The organism is Chryseobacterium sp. G0201 (assembly GCF_003815655.1).
GTDB lineage: Bacteria > Bacteroidota > Bacteroidia > Flavobacteriales > Weeksellaceae > Chryseobacterium.
In genome coordinates this window covers 317,582-338,927 of the sequence record NZ_CP033917.1, presented here as the reverse complement: position 1 = coordinate 338,927, position 21,346 = coordinate 317,582, and the positions used below count along the sequence as shown (strand labels likewise).

Below are 21,346 nucleotides of genomic sequence, written 5' to 3'. Positions count from 1 at the left end.
TTTAATTAGAATCTGCTCTGTACCTGAACAATGAATAGATTATTATTGTATTGTGTGGTGTTTGCAATGCTGTGTTTGTAACGGTCGAACTGCACTCCAAGCTGAATTCTGGCGCCATAGTTTTTCAAAAATTCCAAACCGAACATTGGCGTTATCGTCTGTCTCGGATTTGAATTAACTCTAAAATTGGTGTCCAAATATTCATATCGGCATGACAATTCGAAGGCACTTAAATTTTTGTGATTGACCTCGTATCTTAAATTCGGAAGGAAATAAACACCACGAATCAAATATTCATCAGGATTGTCAGGTCTTAATTCGGGAGCAACAGCAAAATATAAAGGATGATTGGTCGCCTGTTTTCCTTCCAATTGCATGTCAAGGCTCCATTTTGAACCGAAATTCATCAATGAGTTGAAATCAACTCCTACAGCATATATTTTTTTGCCGAAAACCTCGCCAATACCTCCATTTAAACCTAAATTAAGGTTGTATTTTTTAGCTAAACCAAAAACCAGTCTTGTAGAATATTGTTTTCCGTCATCATTGTCGTTGACCTGATTTTTACCGTTTCCATTAACGACCGAAACGGCATATTGGAAAGGTATTTTACCTAGTTCAAGTTGTCCTGTGGCAGAAAGTCCGATTTGGAAGCTTGTCCAGCCCAGTTTTCCAAATTCTGTGTATTGGTTTGACCAGTCCAACGATTTGATAATGTCGATAGGGTAGGTTTCCTCAATCCCAAACCAAGGTCTGAACTGTCCAACAGTAAAGGCTAATTTAGGATTGAAAGTGTATTTTAAATAAGCATTTTCCAACACCCTGCTTTTAGGATCATTTTTGAAATCGGCTAAATTGGCCAGTGCGACAACTTCAGTACGTTTGCTGATCTGCGCCCGAACCTGAACTCTCATATATTTGACCATGAAATTATTGTTGGTTCTCAAACCATCAGCATGATGTAGTCCGTTTACATCAACATCTTTGTTCATGCCGACCAGATAACGCGCCTGAAAAAGACCTTTGATCTGAAGTTGAGGATATTTTACATTGTCTTCCTCCTGTTTGGTTTTTGTAGAATCCGGTATCTGTGCATTTGCTGAGAAACAGAATAGCATAAAACAAAATAGCAGATTTCTCTTTTTTGATTGAAAAAAGGTCATATTGTTTGTGTTTAATAAATAATATTGTTTATTAAGACAATTAAGTCCTGGGGATTTGAAGTGTTTTGATCTTAATAATCAGATTTGCTTTTATCCTGAAAGAAAATAAGTGGGAATTTTTTCATATCATGTAATTTTTGATTGACTTAAAAATTAATTGAAGTTGTGAGATATTCGATTAATATTTAAGTGTTTTCTTTATTTGGTGATATAAATTTACTAATTTTTGTTTAATTAACACAAATTTTTCAATTGTTAATGTGGGATTCATGTGAATAATCAGTTATGATAAATTTAGAACCATTATTCTTTAGATTTTTAGTATATTATTAATAAAATGGGGATATAAAAGCGAAATATGGAAAGCTTTTTGAGCTAATTTGATGATGTCTTTACATACAGGAATGTCGAATTTAACGATGCTTTAACGTTTTAAAGATTTGATACCACAAAATAATATCGCTTTAAAAATTTCGTTATATTTGATAGTTTAAAGAATTATATGAATTTTGTAGATTGTCATGAAGAGCCCATACATATTCCTGGGTATATACAAAGTTTTGGGTATCTGATTGGCATCGATGTAGAATCTCATTCCATTACTTTTTTTAGCCAGAATATTTCCAACATTTTCAATATTGAGAATGTTGAATTTCTTTTTGGCAAGAAGATCACAGACTTTCCTGAAAGCTTTAAAAGTATCATTGATTCTGACATCTATCATTCATTAAATAAATTTACAAGAAGAGAAAACGAAACCTATTTTGATAAAATTTTCGTTGATGAAAAGGAATATCATTTTTCTGTTTTCAGAAGTAAAAACGATATTTTTCTTGAGTTTGAAGAAGTTTTAGAAAACCCGAACAAACGTATTTCGAATAAATATGATAATTTTTACATCATTGATAATGCGCAGGAAATTTGGGAGCAATTATTAAGTACACTTTCAAAAATTGTGAATTATGACCGAATGATGGTTTATAAATTCATGTTAGACGGTTCAGGAAAAGTAATTGCAGAAAGAAGAAATAAAAACTTAGAAAGTTATTTGGGGCTTCATTATCCAGAATCTGATATTCCGAGACAGGCAAGGGAATTATACATGAAGAAAAGGAAAAGAATTTTCAGTGATGTGTATTCCGAAACGGTTCCTATTCTGAGTAAAACTCATGAAATTATAGACCTTACTTTTACGGGGTCACGCGGTATGTCACCTATTCATGGGCAGTATATCAAAAATTCGGGAGCATCTTCCAGTTTCAGTGTGTCTATTATTATTGATGATCAGCTTTGGGGATTGGTGACTTGTCAGAATTCTGAGGCGAGACATATTGACCTTGAAGACAGGGTACAGGCAGGGATTTTTACAGCTTTGGCTTCAAACGCTTATTCTTCATTTAAATCTAAAAAAGAACTTGAATACCGTATTGGTCTGAATGGAAAATCAGCGTATCTGAAATCTGATTTTTTAAAACATAATACTTTATTTGATTCTTTGGTTGAAAATAAAAAAGAGATCAGAGAATTGCCTGAAGCAGATGGTTTGGTCATTGTTTCAGATGATGATATCGTGAAGGACGGTATAACAGCCGAACGTTCTGTAATTAATAAAATTATTAACTGGGCACATCAGAATACCGAGGAAAGTATGTATGTAAACCGTAGCTTCCTTAAGGAATATGGCGATGAATTAGGCTTAAATGAAAATGCAGCAGGAATCATCATTTATTTTATCGAAAGAAGTAAAAACGAAATGCTCATCTGGTTCCGAAAAGAGTTTGATGAACATATCAATTGGGCAGGAAATCCCGAAAAGAAAATAGGTGTTTTCTCGCAAAACGGTGAAGAAAAACATATTATTTCTCCAAGAACTTCTTTTCAGACTTTCACGGAAAATATTAAAGGAAATTCAAGAAGGTGGAGTTCAAGGAACATCAGCGCGGTACAGGCCGTTCGTGATGTGATTCTTGAAACTTCCCATAAACAATACAATGCGATCAAAGAGCTAAATAATCAGTTGAGAAAAGTAAATGAAGAGCTTGACAGTTTTTCGTACACCATCTCTCATGACCTAGGAACACCTTTGACTGTGATGAAGCTTAATGCTCAAATGCTGCTTTCCAATTTTGAAAAAACGGATAAGAATAAAAATAAACTGACTTCCATCATCGAAGAAATCGATGGAATGGCTGAAATGATGCACGATGTTCTGCAACTGAGCCGTGCAAAACACAGCGAAATTGAGCTTGAAATATTACATCCGGCTCATACCATCAGAAAAATCTCAGACAATGCTAGAATAACTTTTGAGAGTCTGGGAACTGAGATCATTATTAAAGACTGTCCTGAAGTTTTGGCAGATAAAACAATGATGCATCAGGCATTTTTAAATATCATTAATAACGCGGTAAAATATTCATCACAACAGGATCAGCCAAGAGTTGAAATTGAAGGATTTGAAGAGGGAGAAAGTGTTATTTATAAAATTTCAGATAACGGGATCGGGATTCCTGAAGAGGATAAGCACAAGATGTTTAAAATTTTCAACAGGATGGATAATGCCAAGAAATTTAAAGGAAATGGAGTAGGACTTTCCATTGTTCACAGGATTATGAACAGAATTGGAGGAAATGTTGATTATGAAAGCAATAAAGATGGAACTTCTTTCAATTTAACGTTCAAAAAACCTTAAATTTGAGAAACTTTAAAACCTTATTATGGTATCTGAATATCTTAAACAAAACACTGCAGAATATCACGATGCAGCTGAAAAACTTTTTAATTCTGAAAAAATTTTTAATAAGACTTTCACTTTAGAAGATTATAAAAAGATCATCAATACCAATTACTTGATGTTGCTTCATTCCGAAAACAAAATATTCAGCAATCTTTCTGATAAATTTTCTGAGAAACTTCAATTGAATCAAAGAAAAAAACTTCCTCTTATCGAGAAAGATCTTCAAAGCTTATCATTGGAAAATCAAAATGCTTCTCATGATCTTGAATTCAGTAACGATTATGAGGCTTTAGGAGCAATGTACGTAATCGAAGGTTCTACTTTGGGGGGAAATGTGATCGCAAAACAGCTTTCTAAAACGGAAGGTTTCGATAATGTAACGTTCAATTTCTTTGGATGCTATCAGGAAAATACAGGGCCAATGTGGAAAAATTTCAAAGAGGTTTTAGATACGGAAGTTACTGAGGAAAACTATAACGAAGTATTATCAGGGGCTAAAAAGTTATACACGTTTTTACTGAACGTAAACTAAGATCTTCCAAAAAATATAAATATTTACATTGTAGATAATATAAATTCCTGAAAGATTGCTCAATTTTTCAGGAATTGTTAAATTTGGGAGTCAAAAAATTGAAACTAAACAACAAATAAATTTAAATAAGTATACATTATGAAAGTAACTGTAGTAGGTGCAGGCGCTGTAGGAGCGAGTTGTGCAGAATACATCGCAATGAAAGACTTCTGTTCAGAAGTAGTTTTAGTAGACATTAAAGAAGGATTTGCGGAAGGTAAGGCAATGGATTTGATGCAGACAGCATCTCTTAACGGATTCGATACCAAAATTACCGGAACAACAGGAGATTACAGCAAAACTGCAGGTTCTCATGTAGCGGTTATCACTTCAGGGATTCCTAGAAAACCTGGAATGACTAGAGAAGAATTAATCGGTATCAATGCAGGAATCGTAAAAGACGTTACTGCAAACTTGGTAAAACATTCTCCGGAAGTTATCATCATTGTGGTTTCTAACCCAATGGATACTATGGCATATTTGGTACACAAAACTTCAGGTCTTCCTAAGCACAAGATCATCGGAATGGGTGGTGCTTTGGATTCTGCAAGATTCCAGTACAGATTGGCTGAAGCTTTAGAAGCTCCAATTTCTGACGTAAATGGAATGGTAATCGCTGCTCACAGTGATACCGGTATGCTTCCTCTATTGAGCAAGGCTACAAGAAACGGTGTTCCTGTAACTGAATTCCTTAGCGACGAGCAACAAAAATATGTAATCGAAGAAACTAAAGTAGGAGGTGCAACTCTTACTAAATTATTAGGAACTTCTGCTTGGTATGCGCCAGGTGCAGCTGTTTCTGTAATGGTTCAGGCAATTGCTTGTGATCAAAAGAAAATGATCCCTTGTTCATTAATGCTTGAAGGTGAATACGGTCAAAATGATATCTGTCTTGGTGTTCCTGCTATCATCGGAAAAAATGGAGTAGAAAAAATCGTAAACATCACATTGACTGCTGACGAGCAATTGAAATTCGCTGAAGCTGCTAATGCAGTAAGAGAAGTGAATGGTGATTTGAAGTTTTAATTTATTAGACTTTATATATTGAAACCGCATCATGAGATGCGGTTTTTTATTTTCAGATTATTTACAATGATAAATTATAAGAAAAATAATCAATTGTATAAGTTTTTATAGTGAAATTAAGTTCTCTGTAATTCTTAGAATTATTAATGATTTCATAGATTTTTCCATTATGACTGTCTAGATAATATTGATTATATCTCATCTTTTTCATGAGTTCTTCATATAATAATCCAAATTCATTGGGGGTAAGGTCTAACTGTTTTATAAGGTTATGAATCTCCTTATTAAATGTTGAATTTGTTTTTGGAAATAACTGTTTCTGGGCTTCATTAAGGTCTACTTTTCTTACTTTTTCTAAATTTTATTAATCATAGTAAATTTTTTCAAAACGTTTGAAATAATTTCCTTTTCAAAATTAGAAGTATGATTAATCTGCTTTTTACAGGAAAACAAACTAAGAAATAGTAAAATAATGATAAGGTTTAAAGTTTTACTCACTTGCATCACATTTTCTAAACATTATGAACTGTTTTATTCCAATAAAATCACTTAGCGTTTCAACGTTTTGAATATAATTAGTTAAAATTTGCAATCCTTCTTTCCAACATTCATTATTTAACAAACATTCTCCTTCAATTTTGTCATTAGATTTTGAAATGTAAATTTTTAACCAATTTAGTTTATTATTAGTCAATTTTTGGATGATTTTATCCTCTAAAAGATGAAAGAAAACTTCGTTTTCGGGAATAGTAATATCACTCCAATCTCCTTGCAATGCCATATTTCCTAATTTTGGGTGCCAAGTTATATTATTGACCTCAAAATCAAGTTCGGGATTATGAGAATCTGTAAGACTATCTATGATAGGTTCAAAAGTGGTTGTAAGATAATTATGCAGGACAGATTGTACTTTTTCTTCTATAGTATTTCCCATTCCTACAATATTTTCTTCGATTCCTTCAGGAAAATACTTCGGGTGAATGGTAAGAATCATCAAATGTATTAATGATGGATGATAATTAGGATTTTCGATAATTGCTGTTGCAATCTCGATTTCAGAATTTATGATTATAGCTTGATATTGTGTGTGTTTCTCAACTTTATAGCCATTTGTTTCCAAGGCATCTTTTAAAATTTCAAGGAGGAAAACATTATTGTTAGGTACTTGTTGTTGAGGTGTTGAAATATTTTCATTAGTTGGGTTTGTTTCCTGAACTGATGTATTTTCTGTAGTCTTTTTTTTCTTGAATAGATCGAAGAATCCCATGCTTATTTTTTTAGGTTTTAAAAATACAAATTGAAAAGGAAATAATTACCTAAGATTTTTTATAATCGAAAATTATTAATCATTAAGAATGGGGAATGATTTATTATTCAAAAGAGTTTATTATATCCAATTATTTCTATTGAGATCTGATGTTTTTAAATTTCCATAAAAAAAGACAGACTCAAAAAATGAATCTGCCTAATAGTATATATGTAAGAAATCTATCTTAGTTAATAAATACGATAACGTTGTTTCCTAACATGTTCCATGTTGCTGTGATATTGCCTGTGGTTGATCCACTGAATATTCCGGTGCCGGCACCTCCACAATGTATGCCGAGATTGATATATCCGCCGTTGGGAAAATTCAGGTCAATAGTGTGCCAGGCTGTTAGAGTAGTTATGGGTGGGTTGATGGTTGCTCCTCCGGCCACATTGTACGTTTGGCTTGGGATACCTATTTCTTCCGAAATTACATTCCATTCATTAATAGCAGGACTTTGCAGATGACTTGTATTATACGATGGATAAGTCACGGTGCTTGAAGGAGCCAATGACGTTGCAGAATAACCTGTAACGACCGGTTGACAGTCAATTTGCAAAGCATTGAGCTGTGAACCTACGAGCCTGTAACTAACAGTGGAAGAGGAGAAATTATAAATGGTCATTGTACCTGCCTGAGAATATGCTAGAGTTCCGATTAATAATAAAAGGAATAATGAGATTTTTTTCATATTGATTTGTTTAAACATAAAGGTTATAAAGAAGATTTTTTGTAGTTATCCTGGAAAATTTCCATCGCCCATAAAATGATCTTTGTTTTATCTCCATTAGTTGTTCTTTCAATTTGTTCATCCTTTATTCCTGTCGATTTAATGAGATGCTTTGCAGCAGGCATTAGAAGGTCTTTTCTCTGCTCACTCATCTGAAAAGATTGATATTCAGCGTTGAATTTTTCATCAGTTACCGGAAGGTCTTTAGAATTGTTTACAGTAGTAATCGCACGTTTGAAATTATTAACCGCTTCTTCAGTCTGGTTCTCCTGAGCAACGGTCTGCATGTTTTCGTTACTGCATGATGTCATGACAATAAAGCATGCAACAGCCAGCAAAAATGTTTTTTTCATAGTATTAGTAATTTTAGGTTTGTGATGAGATAAAATTTAGAATCTGATTTTATATTATCTTGAAATATGGATTGGTATTTAATTAATGAAGACTACAACATTCCCACTGGTAGAAGCACCTACATAGTTCCATGTTGCATGGATGTTGCTTGGAGTACTGCCGCTGAAAGCCCCGTTATTACTACTAACAAAACCACAATCTCTTCCAAGATGTATATGTTCTCCATTGGCGAACTGCAGGTCAATAGACTGCCAAGATGTAATAGATGTAATTACTGGAGGAATAGTAGTTCCTCCTGATACGTTATAAGTCTGACCGGGAATTCCTATGGCATCAGAAATTACTGCCCACTGGTTGATAGCTGGGGCTGTAGAAGGTACCGGCAGGTGACTTGAATTATATTGTGAATAGATAACTGTACTTGCTGGGGCTAAAAATGATGCAGAAGATCCTTCAACAATTGGCTGGCAGTCGATAGGATAACTGTTATCGTTTGTACCTACAAGTCTGTACTTAACAGGTTGTGAAGAAAAATTGTAGATTGTCATGGTTCCTATCTGAGCGTATGCGAAAGTTCCAATTAATAATAAAAGGAATAATGAGATATTTTTCATATTGATTTGTTGTTAAAGCTTTAAAGATTATAAAGAAGAATTTGAATAGTTGTTCTGGAAAACTTCCATCGCCCATGCAATGATCTTTGCTTTGTCACCGTTGGTCACTTTTTCAATTTGTTCATCTTTTATTCCTGTTGATTTGATGAGATGTTTTGCGGCAGGAACCAGAATATCCTTTCTTTGTTCGCTCATTTCGGGAAATGGAGCTTTCTTGTTGCGTCTTTCTTCAAACATTGGAAGATCTTTGTTGTTGTTGAAAGTGATGACAGCTCGTTTAAAATTCTGAACAGCTTCTGCCGTTTGGTTTTCCTGAGCCATAGTTGGAATGCTTTCATTATTGCATGATGTAAGAAACAGAAAACATGCAGCAGCAAACAAAAATGTTTTTTTCATAATGATTATTAGTATTTAGTTCGCTATAAAAGTAACTAAAATATTAATTATATCAACTATTAGTGATAAAGAATGTTATTATCTGATTTATTACTATTAAAACCAAATTGATGTTATATTATTAATGAAAAATTAAAAATGACTTATTTTTATTATAAAGTATAGATAAAAAACAATTAATAATATTCCTTAACCATCAATAACGGTAACGTCATGTCCTTTACTTAGTAATTCTTTTGTCAGTGGCTTGCTGATATTTCCTAACGAACCCGTTACGATAATTTTCATTTTGTTTGATTTTTATTGAAACAAAGTTCAGGATTGTTGAAAAATCGTGTGTAGCCGAATCTACTTTTTATGTAGCCAAAAAAAACTCTACCGTTGGATAGAGCTTATTAATTTATTTAACCTAGTTATTTTTTAATATTAAAACATTTTTATCATCTGTATACCAATCAACAAATTTATCGTAAGCAGACTGATTTGTTTTTTGCCATGTACTAAAAGCATTAGGATCGCCCATCTGAAAGATATAATGGTTGTAAGCTTCAAAAACATTATTTTCTTCCATCTTTTTTTGATAATCTAATAAAATATTCGGATAGTCTTTATAGTCTTTGGCGAAATATTCCTTTAAAAATTTTCTTCGGATAGAAGATAAATTATCAAGGCTAAATTCGTTTTCATCTAATAATGACAAAATAAAGTTTTTTTCAAATATCATACAAAAGGGGAGTTTTTTGTCTTTTTCTAATGTATTAATATCAATATTTACAGACTTACAAATTGAAATTTCTTTTTCATTTTTACTTTTAAATATAATAGCATTTTTATAAGAATCATAAAGCTTTTTGCTCATTTCTTTTGTACGATCAGTTGTTCTTTCTATATTAAGAAATACCTCACCATAAATTAATCCAGCTAATTTATTATCAGAATTCAGATAAAGATTTGCAGCTCTGTAATAATTTGAAGGATAGTTAGGGGCCACCTGAATTCCTTTTTCATAGCTCTTTACGGCTTCAGAATATTTTTTTTCAAACTCAAGTACAACTCCTTTTTCTAAATAAAGTTCTCCGGAATTTGGAAATCTTTTAAGACCTTCGTCATAGATTTTGATTGCCTCTTCTGGTTTGTTTAAATAGTCATAATTATTTCCCAGCAATGCAAAATAATTGGACTCTATGTTATCGTAGTTTTTTATTTTTTCCAGTTGAGAAATTGCACTTTTATAATCTTCTTGGTAGGTATAAGCAAGGGCGATTTCATAAGGATAGGTGTAGGCTTTTGGATCAATTTTTTCACATTCCTTAAGCATTGCAATTCCTTCATTATACTTTTTTTCGTCTACCAATTTTATTGCATCATAAATTTTTTCACATTTATAAGTTTGTTTTTGAGCATTTACGAATTGAAGAGAAAGTAGAGTAATTAAAGTATAAGTTGAAATTTTCATGGTTGGTTTTGAAATTTTTTCAAAGATGCATAATTTTTATAAAACTTACGATCGTTTAATTTTAATATATTAAAAAAGAGCGGTAAAAACCACTCTCAAGATATCTGACAAAATTTTTATCTAATAAACACACCCACATCCGGTTTCCCATTCCTGACAGAATCTTTGTGGCTCATGACATCCTGTACCTGGGCCTCCTCCGGAAGTCGTTCTGTAGCAAATACCGTTGATGCAATATGTTGATGCGCTACTTGGAAATGTCGGTGGGCAATAGCCGCTTTCATCACAAAATCCATATGCTGTATCACCACCACCAATTAATACTAAATCTTTTCTCGTTAATTTCTTTAAATTTTTCATATTGATTACTATTTTTAGTTTGTTGATTACTAAGATAGTAAATTATTTAATACACTTTAAAGTGATTTAATAATTAAAATATTAAAGATTATTATAGAACTGTTTTTTATTGAGCTCCGAAGGCGCAATTCCGTATTCTTTTTTAAAAACAAAAGAAAAATGCGAGAGGTCTTCAAAACCAAGATCAACATAAATATCTGTCGGTTTTTTGTTTTCTTTATCCAAAAGAAAATAAGCTTCCTGAAGACGTTTATTCATCAGCCATTTTCCGGGAGTGGTATTGAAAATTGCTTTAAATTCTCTTTTAAAAGTCGATAAACTTCGTCCCGTCATAAAAGCAAAACGTTCCAAGCTGATGTTGAATTTATAATTATGATTCATAAACAGTTCCAGATCAATTTTATGCGGAACATTAAAATTGAAGAAAATATCTTTCAGATCAGGATTGTTTTTTAGTAAAATCATCAATAATTCTTCACGTTTTATATCAACAAAAGTATCATCCAACAACTGCTCGGTTCCGTTATAATAAGGTTCCAGGGATTGGATGAAATTCCTGATCAGTTTATCTTCATTAATGAACAGAAAAGAATCGTTATTGTCCGTTGGTTCGGCATGATAAGGATGGCGTTCCAGAAATTTCTTTAAAAATCCTTCATCAAAAGCAATGATTACTTTTTCAAAATTTCCGTCTTCCTTGTATTTTGTATAACGAACCAAATGATTTTTCCTCGTAATACAATAATCGCCGGGCTTCATTGTGTAATGTCTGTAACCATCGTACGAAACCATCGAACCTTTAAGCAAAAACAAAAAGAAATGCTCAGGAATAAACTGTTCCGGTGAAATTTCGGGACCTAAATGACAGGATTGTATATTGTTGAATTTCATTTTAATTATTTTTTTTTTGTCTTGACACAAAAGAAACAAAAAGTCAAGACCTGGAAACTTTCGCTAAAAATGAATTCTGTTCTCTAAAAATTCTAAAACTTACGCGGATTCAATATCTCTTTTTCATTTCAATATTTGTCCCGCGCTTCAAACAGTAGAATTTTTTTAACGTTCACAGAATTCACTTCTTAACGCTCCATTTTCCTATGTCGATTTAAGTTTGACAAAGTTTAACTGTTGGTTTTACAATGACTTGTCGTACAAATTTACAGATTTACCATCAAACTGTCTGCACTTGCCAATAAAGCTTCTTCACGGCTTCTTGGAGTCCAGTTCAAGATGGTTTTTGCTTTTTTATTTGACATTTCTTTGTAAAATTCTTTGCCGATAGGTTCTAAATTCTGAATGTTGGAAGCGTATTGCGGTCTTTCTTTTTTGAACAGTTCGGCAACGTCGTAAAAGCTCATCACATCGTCTGAAGTTGCAATAAAACGTTCTCCTGCTGCATTCGGATGAAGCATTGCTTTGATATGAATATCTGCAACATCTCTCACATCTACTACGCCCATCGTGAAAGGCGGAGTTTGGTTCATCGTGCCGTTTAGAATCCCTGAAACAGCAATATCTAACGAAGCAGAAGTGATTCCGCCGATGACAGGACCGAAAATCCCTACAGGATTAATGACCGTCAGCTCCAAGCCGTTGCCTTCTTTTTCGATAAATTCCCAGGCAGATTTTTCTGCAACGGTTTTTGATTTGATGTAAGCCGGAAGTTCTGTATTGGCATCCGTCCAGTCTTCCTCCGTGAAAATATGGTCTGCAATATTCTTACTGTAACCGACCGCCGCAAAAGATGAGGTCAAAACCACTCTTTTCACTCCCGCATCACGCGATGCCTTCAAAACGCGCAAAGCACCGTCTCTTGCAGGAATGATGAGTTCGTTTTCGTCTTTCGGATCCTGACCAGGGAAGGGCGATGCCACATGAAGGACATAATCACAACCTTTTACAGCTTCATCCCAATTGTTGTCGCTCGTAAGATCGGCTTCAATAAATGAAAGATGTGAAAAATCTGTAATTCCGCCTTCTTGCAATGCTTTTAGAATGGTGTCTTTTTTTGCTAGTGAACGAAGAGTCGTTTTCACATCATACCCTTGTTGCAATAATTGAAGAATAGTATGAACACCTAAAAATCCTGTACCTCCTGTTACCAAAACTATTTTCTTTGTCTGTAAGTTTTCCATTTTGTTTAAATTTTACAGTACAAAGTTGGGGTTTATTTTAGGTTAAGGTTTTGTTGTGGAGTTCAATTTTTGTTTGTTGTGGGGATCAGAAAAATGATTTAGTATCGTTGAATGAATTAACTTTATAAATCAACAGAATTTAAATATAGTTTTTATATAATAATTTTCCGCAGATCTCACAGATAGCGCAGTTTTTTTAATTTAATCATCTGTTAAATCAGCTTAATTAACGAGAAGAATATATATTCAACTGCTTTTAAGTATCGAAAAAAAGAAATAGAAAAGCCAGCGCAAAAAAATTACGCCAGCTCGTCTATGAAATTTATATATTGAAACTTGCCGAACTAATCGACAGGAGTTTTCTGTAGTATTTTATTAATTATTAAAAGTAGCAAATGCTCCTTCTGTAGCTGCAAAAAAATTGGTGTATAATAAATCTGTGTCCCCAATACGAACTTCGTAAATATTTTCCTGAAGTGCTTTTACAAGATCGTTGGCAACATCGGAAGCCGGAATCCCGTTTTCTTTACCTCCAATTTCTGCGGAGAAATCTGTGGCAACCAAGGGTGGCATCAATTCAAAAACTTTTACGTTGGTATCTTTCGCTAATTCGTATCTCAACAATCTGGTGTGAGAGTGAAGTGCTGCTTTCGAATCTGAATACGTCGGAAGATGAGATCCCGGAACAAAGCCTACGATTGAAGAAACATTAACGATTGCCGCTTCGTTTTGCTCTTTTAACAGAGGAAGAAATTTCTCGGAAAGTCTGATTGGCGCAAAATAATTGGTCGTAAATTCTGCCACAGCTTTATCATGTGCATTTCCGTCATTTGCAATATTGTAAACGTAAGCATTTCCTGCATTATTGATTAAAATACTCAACCCACCGAAAGTTGTTTTTACTTCTTCGAATAATCTGTTGACATCACTTTCATTCGTAATATCAGCCTGAATAGTGAATATATTTTCTAAATCTTTCGCTGCAGTGTCTAACTTTTCTTTGTTTCTTCCAACGATGATAATTTTATTTGCCGGACTTAATGCTTTAGCAATTTCTAAACCGATTCCTGAACCTCCGCCAGTGATCAAAATTGTGTTGTCTGTAATGTTCATAATAATTTGTTTTTGTTTAATTATATATTAAATTTTAATACTGTACTGTTTAGTACAAAATTTGATAAAAAATTTTTAATCGAGTAATTTTAAGTTAAGTTCAATCATTGATGTAAGAGTTTTGGCTGAATTTTCCATACGTTTTGTAACATGAATTCCGTTCCAGAGATTGGTAAGATGCCAAGCTAGAATTTCAGGATCTTCAGTACTTTTTAATTGTCCGTTTTTCTGTGCCTTATTGATGACTTCAGCAAAAAGGTGTTGTAGATTTTTTAAAATTTCTGCTGAAATTTTTTTTATTTCATCGTCTTTTTCAGAAAGCTGAACCAATGCATTTCCTAAATAGCATCCTCGTTCTTTATCGCAGCCGGAACCGTTGGCTAATCCTAAAAATAACTGTTTGATAAATTCTATTTCGTTGTCAGAATTTGCAATTCCCTCAGATAATTTTTGATGAAAAAGATCTGAAAACTGTTTGATGGAGCGAAGATATAATTCCTGTTTTCCACCTTTAAAAGCCAGATAAAAACTGCCTTTTCCGATTCCCATGGCATTCAATAATTCGTCTGCAGAGGCTGTGTCATAGCCCTTGTTTTTGAAAACCTCAGTCGCTTTTTCAATTGCCTGATTTTCGTCGAATATTTTTGGTCTGCCTGCCATTTCCTTATTTTGATGAGACAAAGGTATATGATTGTACCAATTAGTACAAAATTAAATTTAAAATATCTTTTATAGTTTTTGTCGATAAAGTTTACATAAGAACTTCGTAACTCATAAACAAAGCCGTTTCTGAGGAGTCATTATAGAGTTTTGTATTAATTCCTGTAAATTGAAAACCTGCTTTCTGATAAAATTTGATGGCGGGATAATTGGTATTCTGAGTTTCCAGTTCTACGATTCGGCATTGTAGCTCTCTTGCTTTTCGGTTGACACTTTTAATCAATAATCTTCCGATATTTTGTCCTCGAAATTTCTCACTGATCAACATATTTTCGATAGAAAGACTGTTGTTCCATTCTCTGAAATCGCAGATAGCCCAACCAATCAGTTCCTCATTTTCAAATGCTCCGAAAGAATGGCCTTGCTTAATAATTGTATTAAGCTCATCAATATCATCGGAATTGGTTTCCCATATTTTCCTGTAATGTTGATTTTTTTCTCTTAAATTAAATTCAAAAGTATTCCCGATTTCAATGCTTGAAACGGAGAAGATTTTGTCGGTTTCATATCCGTTAAATCCCCAATTGAGTGTTGGGTTGGAGGTGAGTTTTTCTATTTTTTTGATTTCGAACATCTAGTATATAATCATCAAAAATAAGAATAATCTATTCAAGTTTTTCGATAAATTCGTGTGTGATTTTTGTTGATTTTTTATCATAGTCTTTAGCAAACATATCAAGATCTTCATTCCTTTTTAAAATTTGTTTGAGATCTTCTCTCTTTGATAATTCTACAATTTTGGACATGAAAAAAGAATTTCCAAAATACATTTGTTTATAATTTTCTTTAAAACGAATAATTAAAAGATCAAGTAATTCTTTATCATTCGGCTTGACAATTAGATCTATCAACCCCAAGTCATCATACTCTAAGGTTTTTTCTGTGAAAAAATTTGCTCTTAATTTTTCTTTTTGAATATCATTCAGTTGAAATTTTTTCACAAAAGTATCTTGATTTTGATCGTAAAAAGACATAAAGTCACTTTCAGGAGAAAGTTCATAAGTTCCTTCCCATTTTGTCACTTTTTCTAATGCACATTCTACCAGCCAATCAACAGTTTTAGATTGTTTTTCTTCTTCGCTATTAATGGTTAAAATATTCTTCATTTCAAGAATTCTACTTCTATAAATAGAATAATCTTTTTTATCTAAAGTTTTAGAACCATAGGAAAGAGCGTAGGTAGAATATGTATTGTCTGTATCTTTTTTATCTAAAAATGCTAATGTAAATGTTCCTTTTTCATAATATGCGGGAGCAGGACAAGACATATCCGGACTGAAATAGACTTCAATAATTTGAGTGTTTGTAATCTTCCCTTTTAAAACTTCATTTGCTTTAAGAACTGCGACATGGTCTTTAAACCAATTATCATTAGATATAGCAGCTTTATTTTTCTTTATATCTACTACTTCAGCATAAACAATATTTTCAGCTTCGATGATCAATTTTCTTAATGGCATCGGAGAAATAGGGAATGCAAATAGAGAGTAACTGATTGTAATTAAAATAAATATAAGAGTTCTTTTGAGTTTCATTTGATTATAATGGTTTTAAATTAAATGTATAACGATGAAATTTAAATAAAATTTCACATTCCAAAACTTTCAAAACGCGTAAATTTGCTCTCAATAAAAATTTACTAGATGCTTAGGAAAATTTCAATTGCGGCAGCTACTTTTCTGTCCGTGGTTACAATCAATGCTCAGAAGAATAAAAATTCTCAATTAGAAAGACCGAAATTAGTTGTTGGTCTGGTGGTAGATCAAATGCGTTGGGATTATTTGTATCGTTTTTACAATAAATATGGAAACGATGGTTTCAAAAGATTATTAGGGACAGGATATTCTTTAAATAATGTTCATATTCCTTATGTTCCTACGGTTACGGCTTTGGGACATACTTCTATTTATACAGGCTCTGTTCCGGCGATTCATGGGATTGCAGGAAATGACTGGAATGATAAAGAAACAGGTAAAAATGTATATTGTACAACGGATGAAAACGTTCAGCCTGTCGGAACAACCAATGTTAAAGTAGGAAGTCATTCTCCGAAAAATCTTTGGTCTACAACAGTGACGGACGAATTAAGATTAGCAACCAATTTCCAGGGAAAAGTGATCGGGGTTTCTTTAAAAGACCGTGCCTCAATTCTTCCTGCCGGACACACTCCGAACGGTGCTTTTTGGTTTGATGATTCTACGGGAGATTTCATTACCAGCACTTGGTATATGAATGATCTGCCGAAATGGATGAAAGATTTCAATGCTCAGGATTTACCGGGAAAATTAGTTGCAAATGGCTGGAATACTTTACTTCCGATCAATCAATACACAGAAAGTTCACCCGATAATTCTTCTTGGGAAGGACTTTTGGGAAGTGCAAAAACACCAACTTTCCCTTACAGTAACTTAGCAAAAGACTATCAGGAAAGGAAAGATAACATACGATACACGCCTTTTGGAAATACATTGACATTGAAATTGGCTGAAGCTTCTGTTGAAGGTGAAAAATTAGGAAGTGATGCGGTCACGGACTTTTTAGCGATCAATTTGGCTTCAACAGATTATGCAGGTCATAAATTCGGACCCAATTCTATTGAGGTTGAAGATGTTTATTTAAGATTAGATCAGGATCTGGCTCAGTTTTTCAGCTATTTGGATTCTAAAGTTGGAAAAGGTGAGTACACCGTTTTCCTTTCTGCTGATCATGGTGGAGCGCATTCTGTAGGGTTTTTGAAAGAACATAAGATCACAACAGGTTTCTTTGGTGAAGGAATGGAAAAAGATATTAATGATAAACTGAAAGCAAAATTCGGTGTTGATAAATTAATCAATGCTGTTGATAATTATCAGGTTTACTTTGACAGAAAGTTACTGAAAGATAACAAGATCGAGCTGGATGATGTGGTTGATTTTACCGTTAAAGAATTAGAAAAAGATCCAACGGTTTTATATGCAGTTTCTGTTACAAAAGTGGCACAGTCATCTATTCCTGAGCCCATTAAACAAAGGATCATCAACGGGATCAACAGACAGCGAAGCGGTGATATTCAATTGATTTCTCATGATTCTATGCTTCCTCCATATTCAAAAACAGGGACTACGCACAGTGTTTGGAACTCTTATGATGCGCACATTCCATTAATTTTTATGGGCTGGGGAATTCAGCATGGAGAAAGTAACAAGCCATATTTTATGACGGATATTGCGCCTACAGTTTCTTCATTATTAAAGATTCAGTTCCCAAGCGGAAATGTCGGAAATCCGATTACGGAAGCTATTGGAAAGTAATTTTGATCAATATAAAAACAAAAAACTCGCAATTATTGCGAGTTTTTTTGTGAAAATTTCTCTGAAATTATGATATTTATAACACTTATTGGATTGGGGTTGCTTTTATGGTAAATAAATCGGTACTGTTTATACCATAAGTTATTCTAAATGCAGCTCCGGAAAATGCAATGCCACGTAATTCTACAACGTAGTTTCCTGCGGGTAATTTCAGTGAAGCATTTGGAGCGGCATTTATAGCTCCAGCCGATACTAATGTGGTTGATGTACTATTAGTATATGAAAGACTGTCTGTACCAAATCTGCTAGTGCTTACTCCGCCAGGTGCACTAGTGAATATAAAAAATATATTACACAGTTTCACACTTCCATCTGAAAGTGTTGTAGTGTTGCTGCCTGAAGCAGTGTAAACAGTACTCACACTCGCACTAAAATCAACAATAGAAGGCTTATCAAGAGTAAAAGAAACAGTTGATAATGTAGTATTAATAGAAGGCGAACCATTAGAAGCCGGTACATCTACAACTGTAGTAGGAACCGCATCGGATATACTTCCGCCAGTAATAAACTTTGTTTCGCTCGGAGATATTTTCCGATACCATCTTGTGCCATCATTATAGTATTCTCCGGGATAGACCTCGTTTCCTGCAGAGGATGTATTGGCTGTTGTATTGTATACTTCCATCCCTGCAACATGTGCCGTAAGGGGAGAGGGATTGTTGGTTGCTGTTAGTGCAACTCTTGGAAGTAGAAGCCCTTTTGTACTACTGTTTACATCTAATACAGAATTCAGGTTAGGAGTAGTCGTGTTGATTCCTACCTGTGCATGCGATAAAATAAATGCTCCAAAAAGCATACTTAGTAATAAAGATTTTTTTTTCATTTTTTTTCTTTTTGTATTAAGGTACAAAGGTATGGCAAAAAAGTAGTTTCTTCGAAAAAAATTGTATCCTATTTATATACCAGTTTGTTAAAATAAGTGTTAAAAATCCTTCTTATACTACTGCTATGATGGATTTATTACTTTTTTGCAGGTTTATATTTTTATAAAAATAGCATTTAGTATTTCATACTTTAATTTCCGGATGCAGACATAAAAATATGCAGATAAAATGTAAAAAGATTTAATAATAGATTTTTGCGTTGTCAATTTTTACCATCATATTCCTTTCCATTTTTTTGATGGTTCGGATGGCAGTTTCTATTCGCAGACGGTTTAAGGAAGCCAACTGCTGTTTTGTGTAAGGAAAGACGAAAGAATCAGTAGATCCAAAATAGTTTTTAATATGAAATACGTATATTTCTGCAATACAATGGACTTCAAAAGGAATTTTTAGGAATAAATTCTTTGCCGTTTTCTAGAAAGCTGGTTAGTTTTACGGTGCCGGATTTTATTTGTAAATAGTATTTTGGGTTGTTTCTTTTTCAAAGATAGGATTGCAGTTCTGCTTCATAGGAAAACAATATGTTTTCACAGATGATAAAATTAATAAATTAACTTCTTGTTCGAAAAATTATTAATAACACATAGATGCCTAGAGAAATCCGATTTTGCCTGCATTATTGTTGAAAATATAAAAACCCCACATTCAGAATGTAGGGTTGAGGTAAAATTTTAATTAATCTAGTTATTTCTTGACTATTTTAAATGACTTTGTGCTATTATTTGCTGTATTTTTAATAACAACTACATAATTTGCAGTCGGTTTATCAGAGAATGGAATTTTTAATGTTTTTTCCTTGCTGATGGTTTGATAGATTATTTTTCCATCAGTACTATAGATTTCAATCTGGAACTGTTTCCCCGAAGATCCTAAATTAACATTCAGTTCATCCTTTACAGGATTTGGATAAACATTCTGATCTTTATTTTCTTTTGTTTCCGAAGTTGCTAAAGTACTGCAGTCTATTGCTTTCCAGGTTTGTACGCCGCCATATTTCATAGATCCGTCTGCTTGTGTAACGGCAACTCGAACTGTGTTTGGAGTTGGTATATAGGCAGAAGAAATATTGGATATTACCATTGTTGATGTTTGCGTGTTTGTATATGTAGCGGCAGCTGTAGCACCTTCCGGATAATTATACCATCCTCCGCCTGATAGATATTGCCATCTGTACGCTGTTCCGGAAAGATTAGTCGTAAACTGTAACGAATTTCCTACACATGCGGAAACACCGTCAAAATTAACATTGATATCAGGAACTCCATTTGTATAAGAGAAAGGAAAATAAACAAATTCGATTTCTCCGTTTTCAAGTACCAGTTCTATTTGCAAATTATAGGCTTCGTTAGTGGTCGTGGAAAGTTCGCTTACAGGCATACTTATAGAATAGGTATTTCCAACAGGTGCTGCAGACCAGGCAGTTCTGTAATAGCCTGCGCTGGGTGTTTCGTATGGATCCTGATAAATATTGATGTCTTTTACTGTTTTGTTAGATTGAAAAGTCCCTGAAACAGTAAGAATTCCGTTGTTATATGCCGTATGAATACTGCTGAAACTTGCAGAATGACCATCGTAACGAACACCTGATGTATCTGCGAATGTCTGGGAATTATTAAGTATTGCAGCCCCAGCTCTGTTTATAAAAGTAGGTGATGCGCCGAGTGTGCTGTTACCCGCAAACATTAGATTCATGCCTTTGTTTGGATCGCCATTTTCTGTATTGGTTTCATGGCTGTGTGGGAGATTAAGACCATGTCCCAATTCATGTACAAGACCTCCAAACCATGTTGTAAAAGGATTAGTGCCTAAATTTTGAATATTAAAGTCCGGATAATCAAGTGCAAAACATGTTCTGCCTATCCCGTAAAACGGAACATTTGCAGTTGCTAAACTGGCGGTAGCTGTAATAATGAGTATATGTTCACTGGTTTTTTGCGACGGATTGTTCGCGAAATAGTTGTTGACTTCAGTATTCAGTTGTCCGTAATTGTTATATGGATAGGCCGAACTTGGCTGTGACCCGTGAATAAGTATTATTTTAATACTGTTAGGATTACTATTTTCGGTAAAAAGTCCGAACGTTTTAGCTCCATATCCATTGCTGATCATATTTTGCTTTACAAAATTTTGCCCCCAAAGCATGATTGCGCTCAATCTAGCTTTATAACTCGTATCCAAAGCGATATCGTTTGGAACAAAATAAACGACATTAAGATTATAAGGTCTTGTGGAGTTGTAATTGACTCCGTTATAGGTATTTGTATACTGAGAATGTAATGCATTACTCATCGAACACAGACAAATAAATATAAAAATCAATTTGCCTGATAAAACTGTGTTTAGATTTTTCATCATTTTTAGGGGTTTAAGTGTTTTTGTTTCTGGAAATTAAGGTCAACAAAGTTGTCAGAATCAGGAACTGTTCTGT

General features: G+C 33.6%; 21 protein-coding genes. 4 read left to right on the top strand and 17 right to left on the bottom strand.

Annotation, left to right across the window (positions count from 1 at the left end; all coding sequences use genetic code 11):
- Positions 1-5: 5 nt before the first annotated feature.
- Entirely contained in the window at positions 6-1,118 is a 1,113-nt protein-coding gene (locus EG348_RS01475) for a porin (protein WP_228414816.1), read from the bottom strand.
- A 547-nt stretch (positions 1,119-1,665) separates the two neighbouring features.
- On the opposite strand from EG348_RS01475, the gene EG348_RS01470 reads away from it, so the two are divergent.
- The 3 genes from EG348_RS01470 to EG348_RS01460 all read left to right on the top strand — a co-directional run bounded on the left by EG348_RS01470 (position 1,666) and on the right by EG348_RS01460 (position 5,497).
- Entirely contained in the window at positions 1,666-3,855 is a 2,190-nt protein-coding gene (locus EG348_RS01470; protein WP_123980021.1) for an ATP-binding protein, read from the top strand.
- 25 nt (positions 3,856-3,880) lie between these two features.
- Entirely contained in the window at positions 3,881-4,432 is a 552-nt protein-coding gene (locus tag EG348_RS01465; protein ID WP_123980019.1) for a biliverdin-producing heme oxygenase, read from the top strand.
- Between the two features lie 138 nt (positions 4,433-4,570).
- Complete coding sequence (locus tag EG348_RS01460; RefSeq protein WP_123980017.1) at positions 4,571-5,497, top strand: malate dehydrogenase; 927 nt, start codon at positions 4,571-4,573, stop codon at positions 5,495-5,497.
- Between the two features lie 61 nt (positions 5,498-5,558).
- Here the strand turns inward: EG348_RS01460 and EG348_RS21585 are convergent, their stop codons facing one another.
- From EG348_RS21585 to EG348_RS01390, 14 genes are all read right to left on the bottom strand, one after another.
- A complete protein-coding gene (locus EG348_RS21585) occupies positions 5,559-5,708 on the bottom strand; it encodes a hypothetical protein (RefSeq protein WP_164463237.1) in 150 nt (49 codons plus the stop codon).
- Between the two features lie 279 nt (positions 5,709-5,987).
- The gene (locus tag EG348_RS01455) at positions 5,988-6,764 is read right to left on the bottom strand and encodes a DUF6348 family protein (RefSeq protein WP_123980015.1); all 777 of its coding nucleotides are present in this window, start codon (positions 6,762-6,764) and stop codon (positions 5,988-5,990) included.
- Between the two features lie 226 nt (positions 6,765-6,990).
- Positions 6,991-7,497 carry a hypothetical protein gene (locus tag EG348_RS01450; protein WP_123980013.1) on the bottom strand — a complete coding sequence of 169 codons (507 nt, stop codon included), beginning with the start codon at positions 7,495-7,497 and terminating at the stop codon, positions 6,991-6,993.
- A gap of 23 nt (positions 7,498-7,520) precedes the next feature.
- Positions 7,521-7,889 (bottom strand): hypothetical protein, encoded by a 369-nt coding sequence (locus EG348_RS01445; protein ID WP_123980011.1) that lies wholly within the window; start codon positions 7,887-7,889, stop codon positions 7,521-7,523.
- A gap of 78 nt (positions 7,890-7,967) precedes the next feature.
- The gene (locus EG348_RS01440) at positions 7,968-8,504 is read right to left on the bottom strand and encodes a hypothetical protein (protein ID WP_123980008.1); all 537 of its coding nucleotides are present in this window, start codon (positions 8,502-8,504) and stop codon (positions 7,968-7,970) included.
- A 27-nt stretch (positions 8,505-8,531) separates the two neighbouring features.
- Positions 8,532-8,900, bottom strand: coding sequence for a hypothetical protein (locus EG348_RS01435; RefSeq protein ID WP_123980006.1), 369 nt, complete (start codon positions 8,898-8,900; stop codon positions 8,532-8,534).
- A gap of 409 nt (positions 8,901-9,309) precedes the next feature.
- Positions 9,310-10,356 carry a tetratricopeptide repeat protein gene (locus EG348_RS01425; protein WP_123980004.1) on the bottom strand — a complete coding sequence of 349 codons (1,047 nt, stop codon included), beginning with the start codon at positions 10,354-10,356 and terminating at the stop codon, positions 9,310-9,312.
- Between the two features lie 120 nt (positions 10,357-10,476).
- Positions 10,477-10,716 carry a hypothetical protein gene (locus EG348_RS01420; protein WP_123980002.1) on the bottom strand — a complete coding sequence of 80 codons (240 nt, stop codon included), beginning with the start codon at positions 10,714-10,716 and terminating at the stop codon, positions 10,477-10,479.
- Between the two features lie 81 nt (positions 10,717-10,797).
- Complete coding sequence (locus tag EG348_RS01415; protein WP_123980000.1) at positions 10,798-11,607, bottom strand: helix-turn-helix transcriptional regulator; 810 nt, start codon at positions 11,605-11,607, stop codon at positions 10,798-10,800.
- 266 nt (positions 11,608-11,873) lie between these two features.
- Complete coding sequence (locus EG348_RS01410) at positions 11,874-12,851, bottom strand: SDR family oxidoreductase (RefSeq protein WP_123979998.1); 978 nt, start codon at positions 12,849-12,851, stop codon at positions 11,874-11,876.
- Positions 12,852-13,226: 375 nt separating this feature from the next.
- Positions 13,227-13,964, bottom strand: a complete 738-nt coding sequence (locus EG348_RS01405) for an SDR family oxidoreductase (RefSeq protein ID WP_123979996.1) — start codon at positions 13,962-13,964, stop codon at positions 13,227-13,229.
- A 75-nt stretch (positions 13,965-14,039) separates the two neighbouring features.
- Entirely contained in the window at positions 14,040-14,624 is a 585-nt protein-coding gene (locus EG348_RS01400; RefSeq protein WP_123979994.1) for a TetR/AcrR family transcriptional regulator, read from the bottom strand.
- A 91-nt stretch (positions 14,625-14,715) separates the two neighbouring features.
- Positions 14,716-15,258, bottom strand: coding sequence for a GNAT family N-acetyltransferase (locus EG348_RS01395; protein ID WP_123979992.1), 543 nt, complete (start codon positions 15,256-15,258; stop codon positions 14,716-14,718).
- Between the two features lie 31 nt (positions 15,259-15,289).
- The gene (locus EG348_RS01390) at positions 15,290-16,219 is read right to left on the bottom strand and encodes a hypothetical protein (RefSeq protein WP_123979990.1); all 930 of its coding nucleotides are present in this window, start codon (positions 16,217-16,219) and stop codon (positions 15,290-15,292) included.
- A gap of 108 nt (positions 16,220-16,327) precedes the next feature.
- On the opposite strand from EG348_RS01390, the gene pafA reads away from it, so the two are divergent.
- Positions 16,328-17,974 (top strand): alkaline phosphatase PafA, encoded by a 1,647-nt coding sequence (gene pafA, locus EG348_RS01385; protein ID WP_123979988.1) that lies wholly within the window; start codon positions 16,328-16,330, stop codon positions 17,972-17,974.
- 85 nt (positions 17,975-18,059) lie between these two features.
- Here the strand turns inward: pafA and EG348_RS01380 are convergent, their stop codons facing one another.
- Positions 18,060-18,857, bottom strand: coding sequence for a hypothetical protein (locus EG348_RS01380; protein ID WP_123979986.1), 798 nt, complete (start codon positions 18,855-18,857; stop codon positions 18,060-18,062).
- Positions 18,858-19,602: 745 nt separating this feature from the next.
- Positions 19,603-21,273 (bottom strand): T9SS type A sorting domain-containing protein, encoded by a 1,671-nt coding sequence (locus tag EG348_RS01375; protein ID WP_123979984.1) that lies wholly within the window; start codon positions 21,271-21,273, stop codon positions 19,603-19,605.
- Positions 21,274-21,346 lie beyond the last annotated feature (73 nt).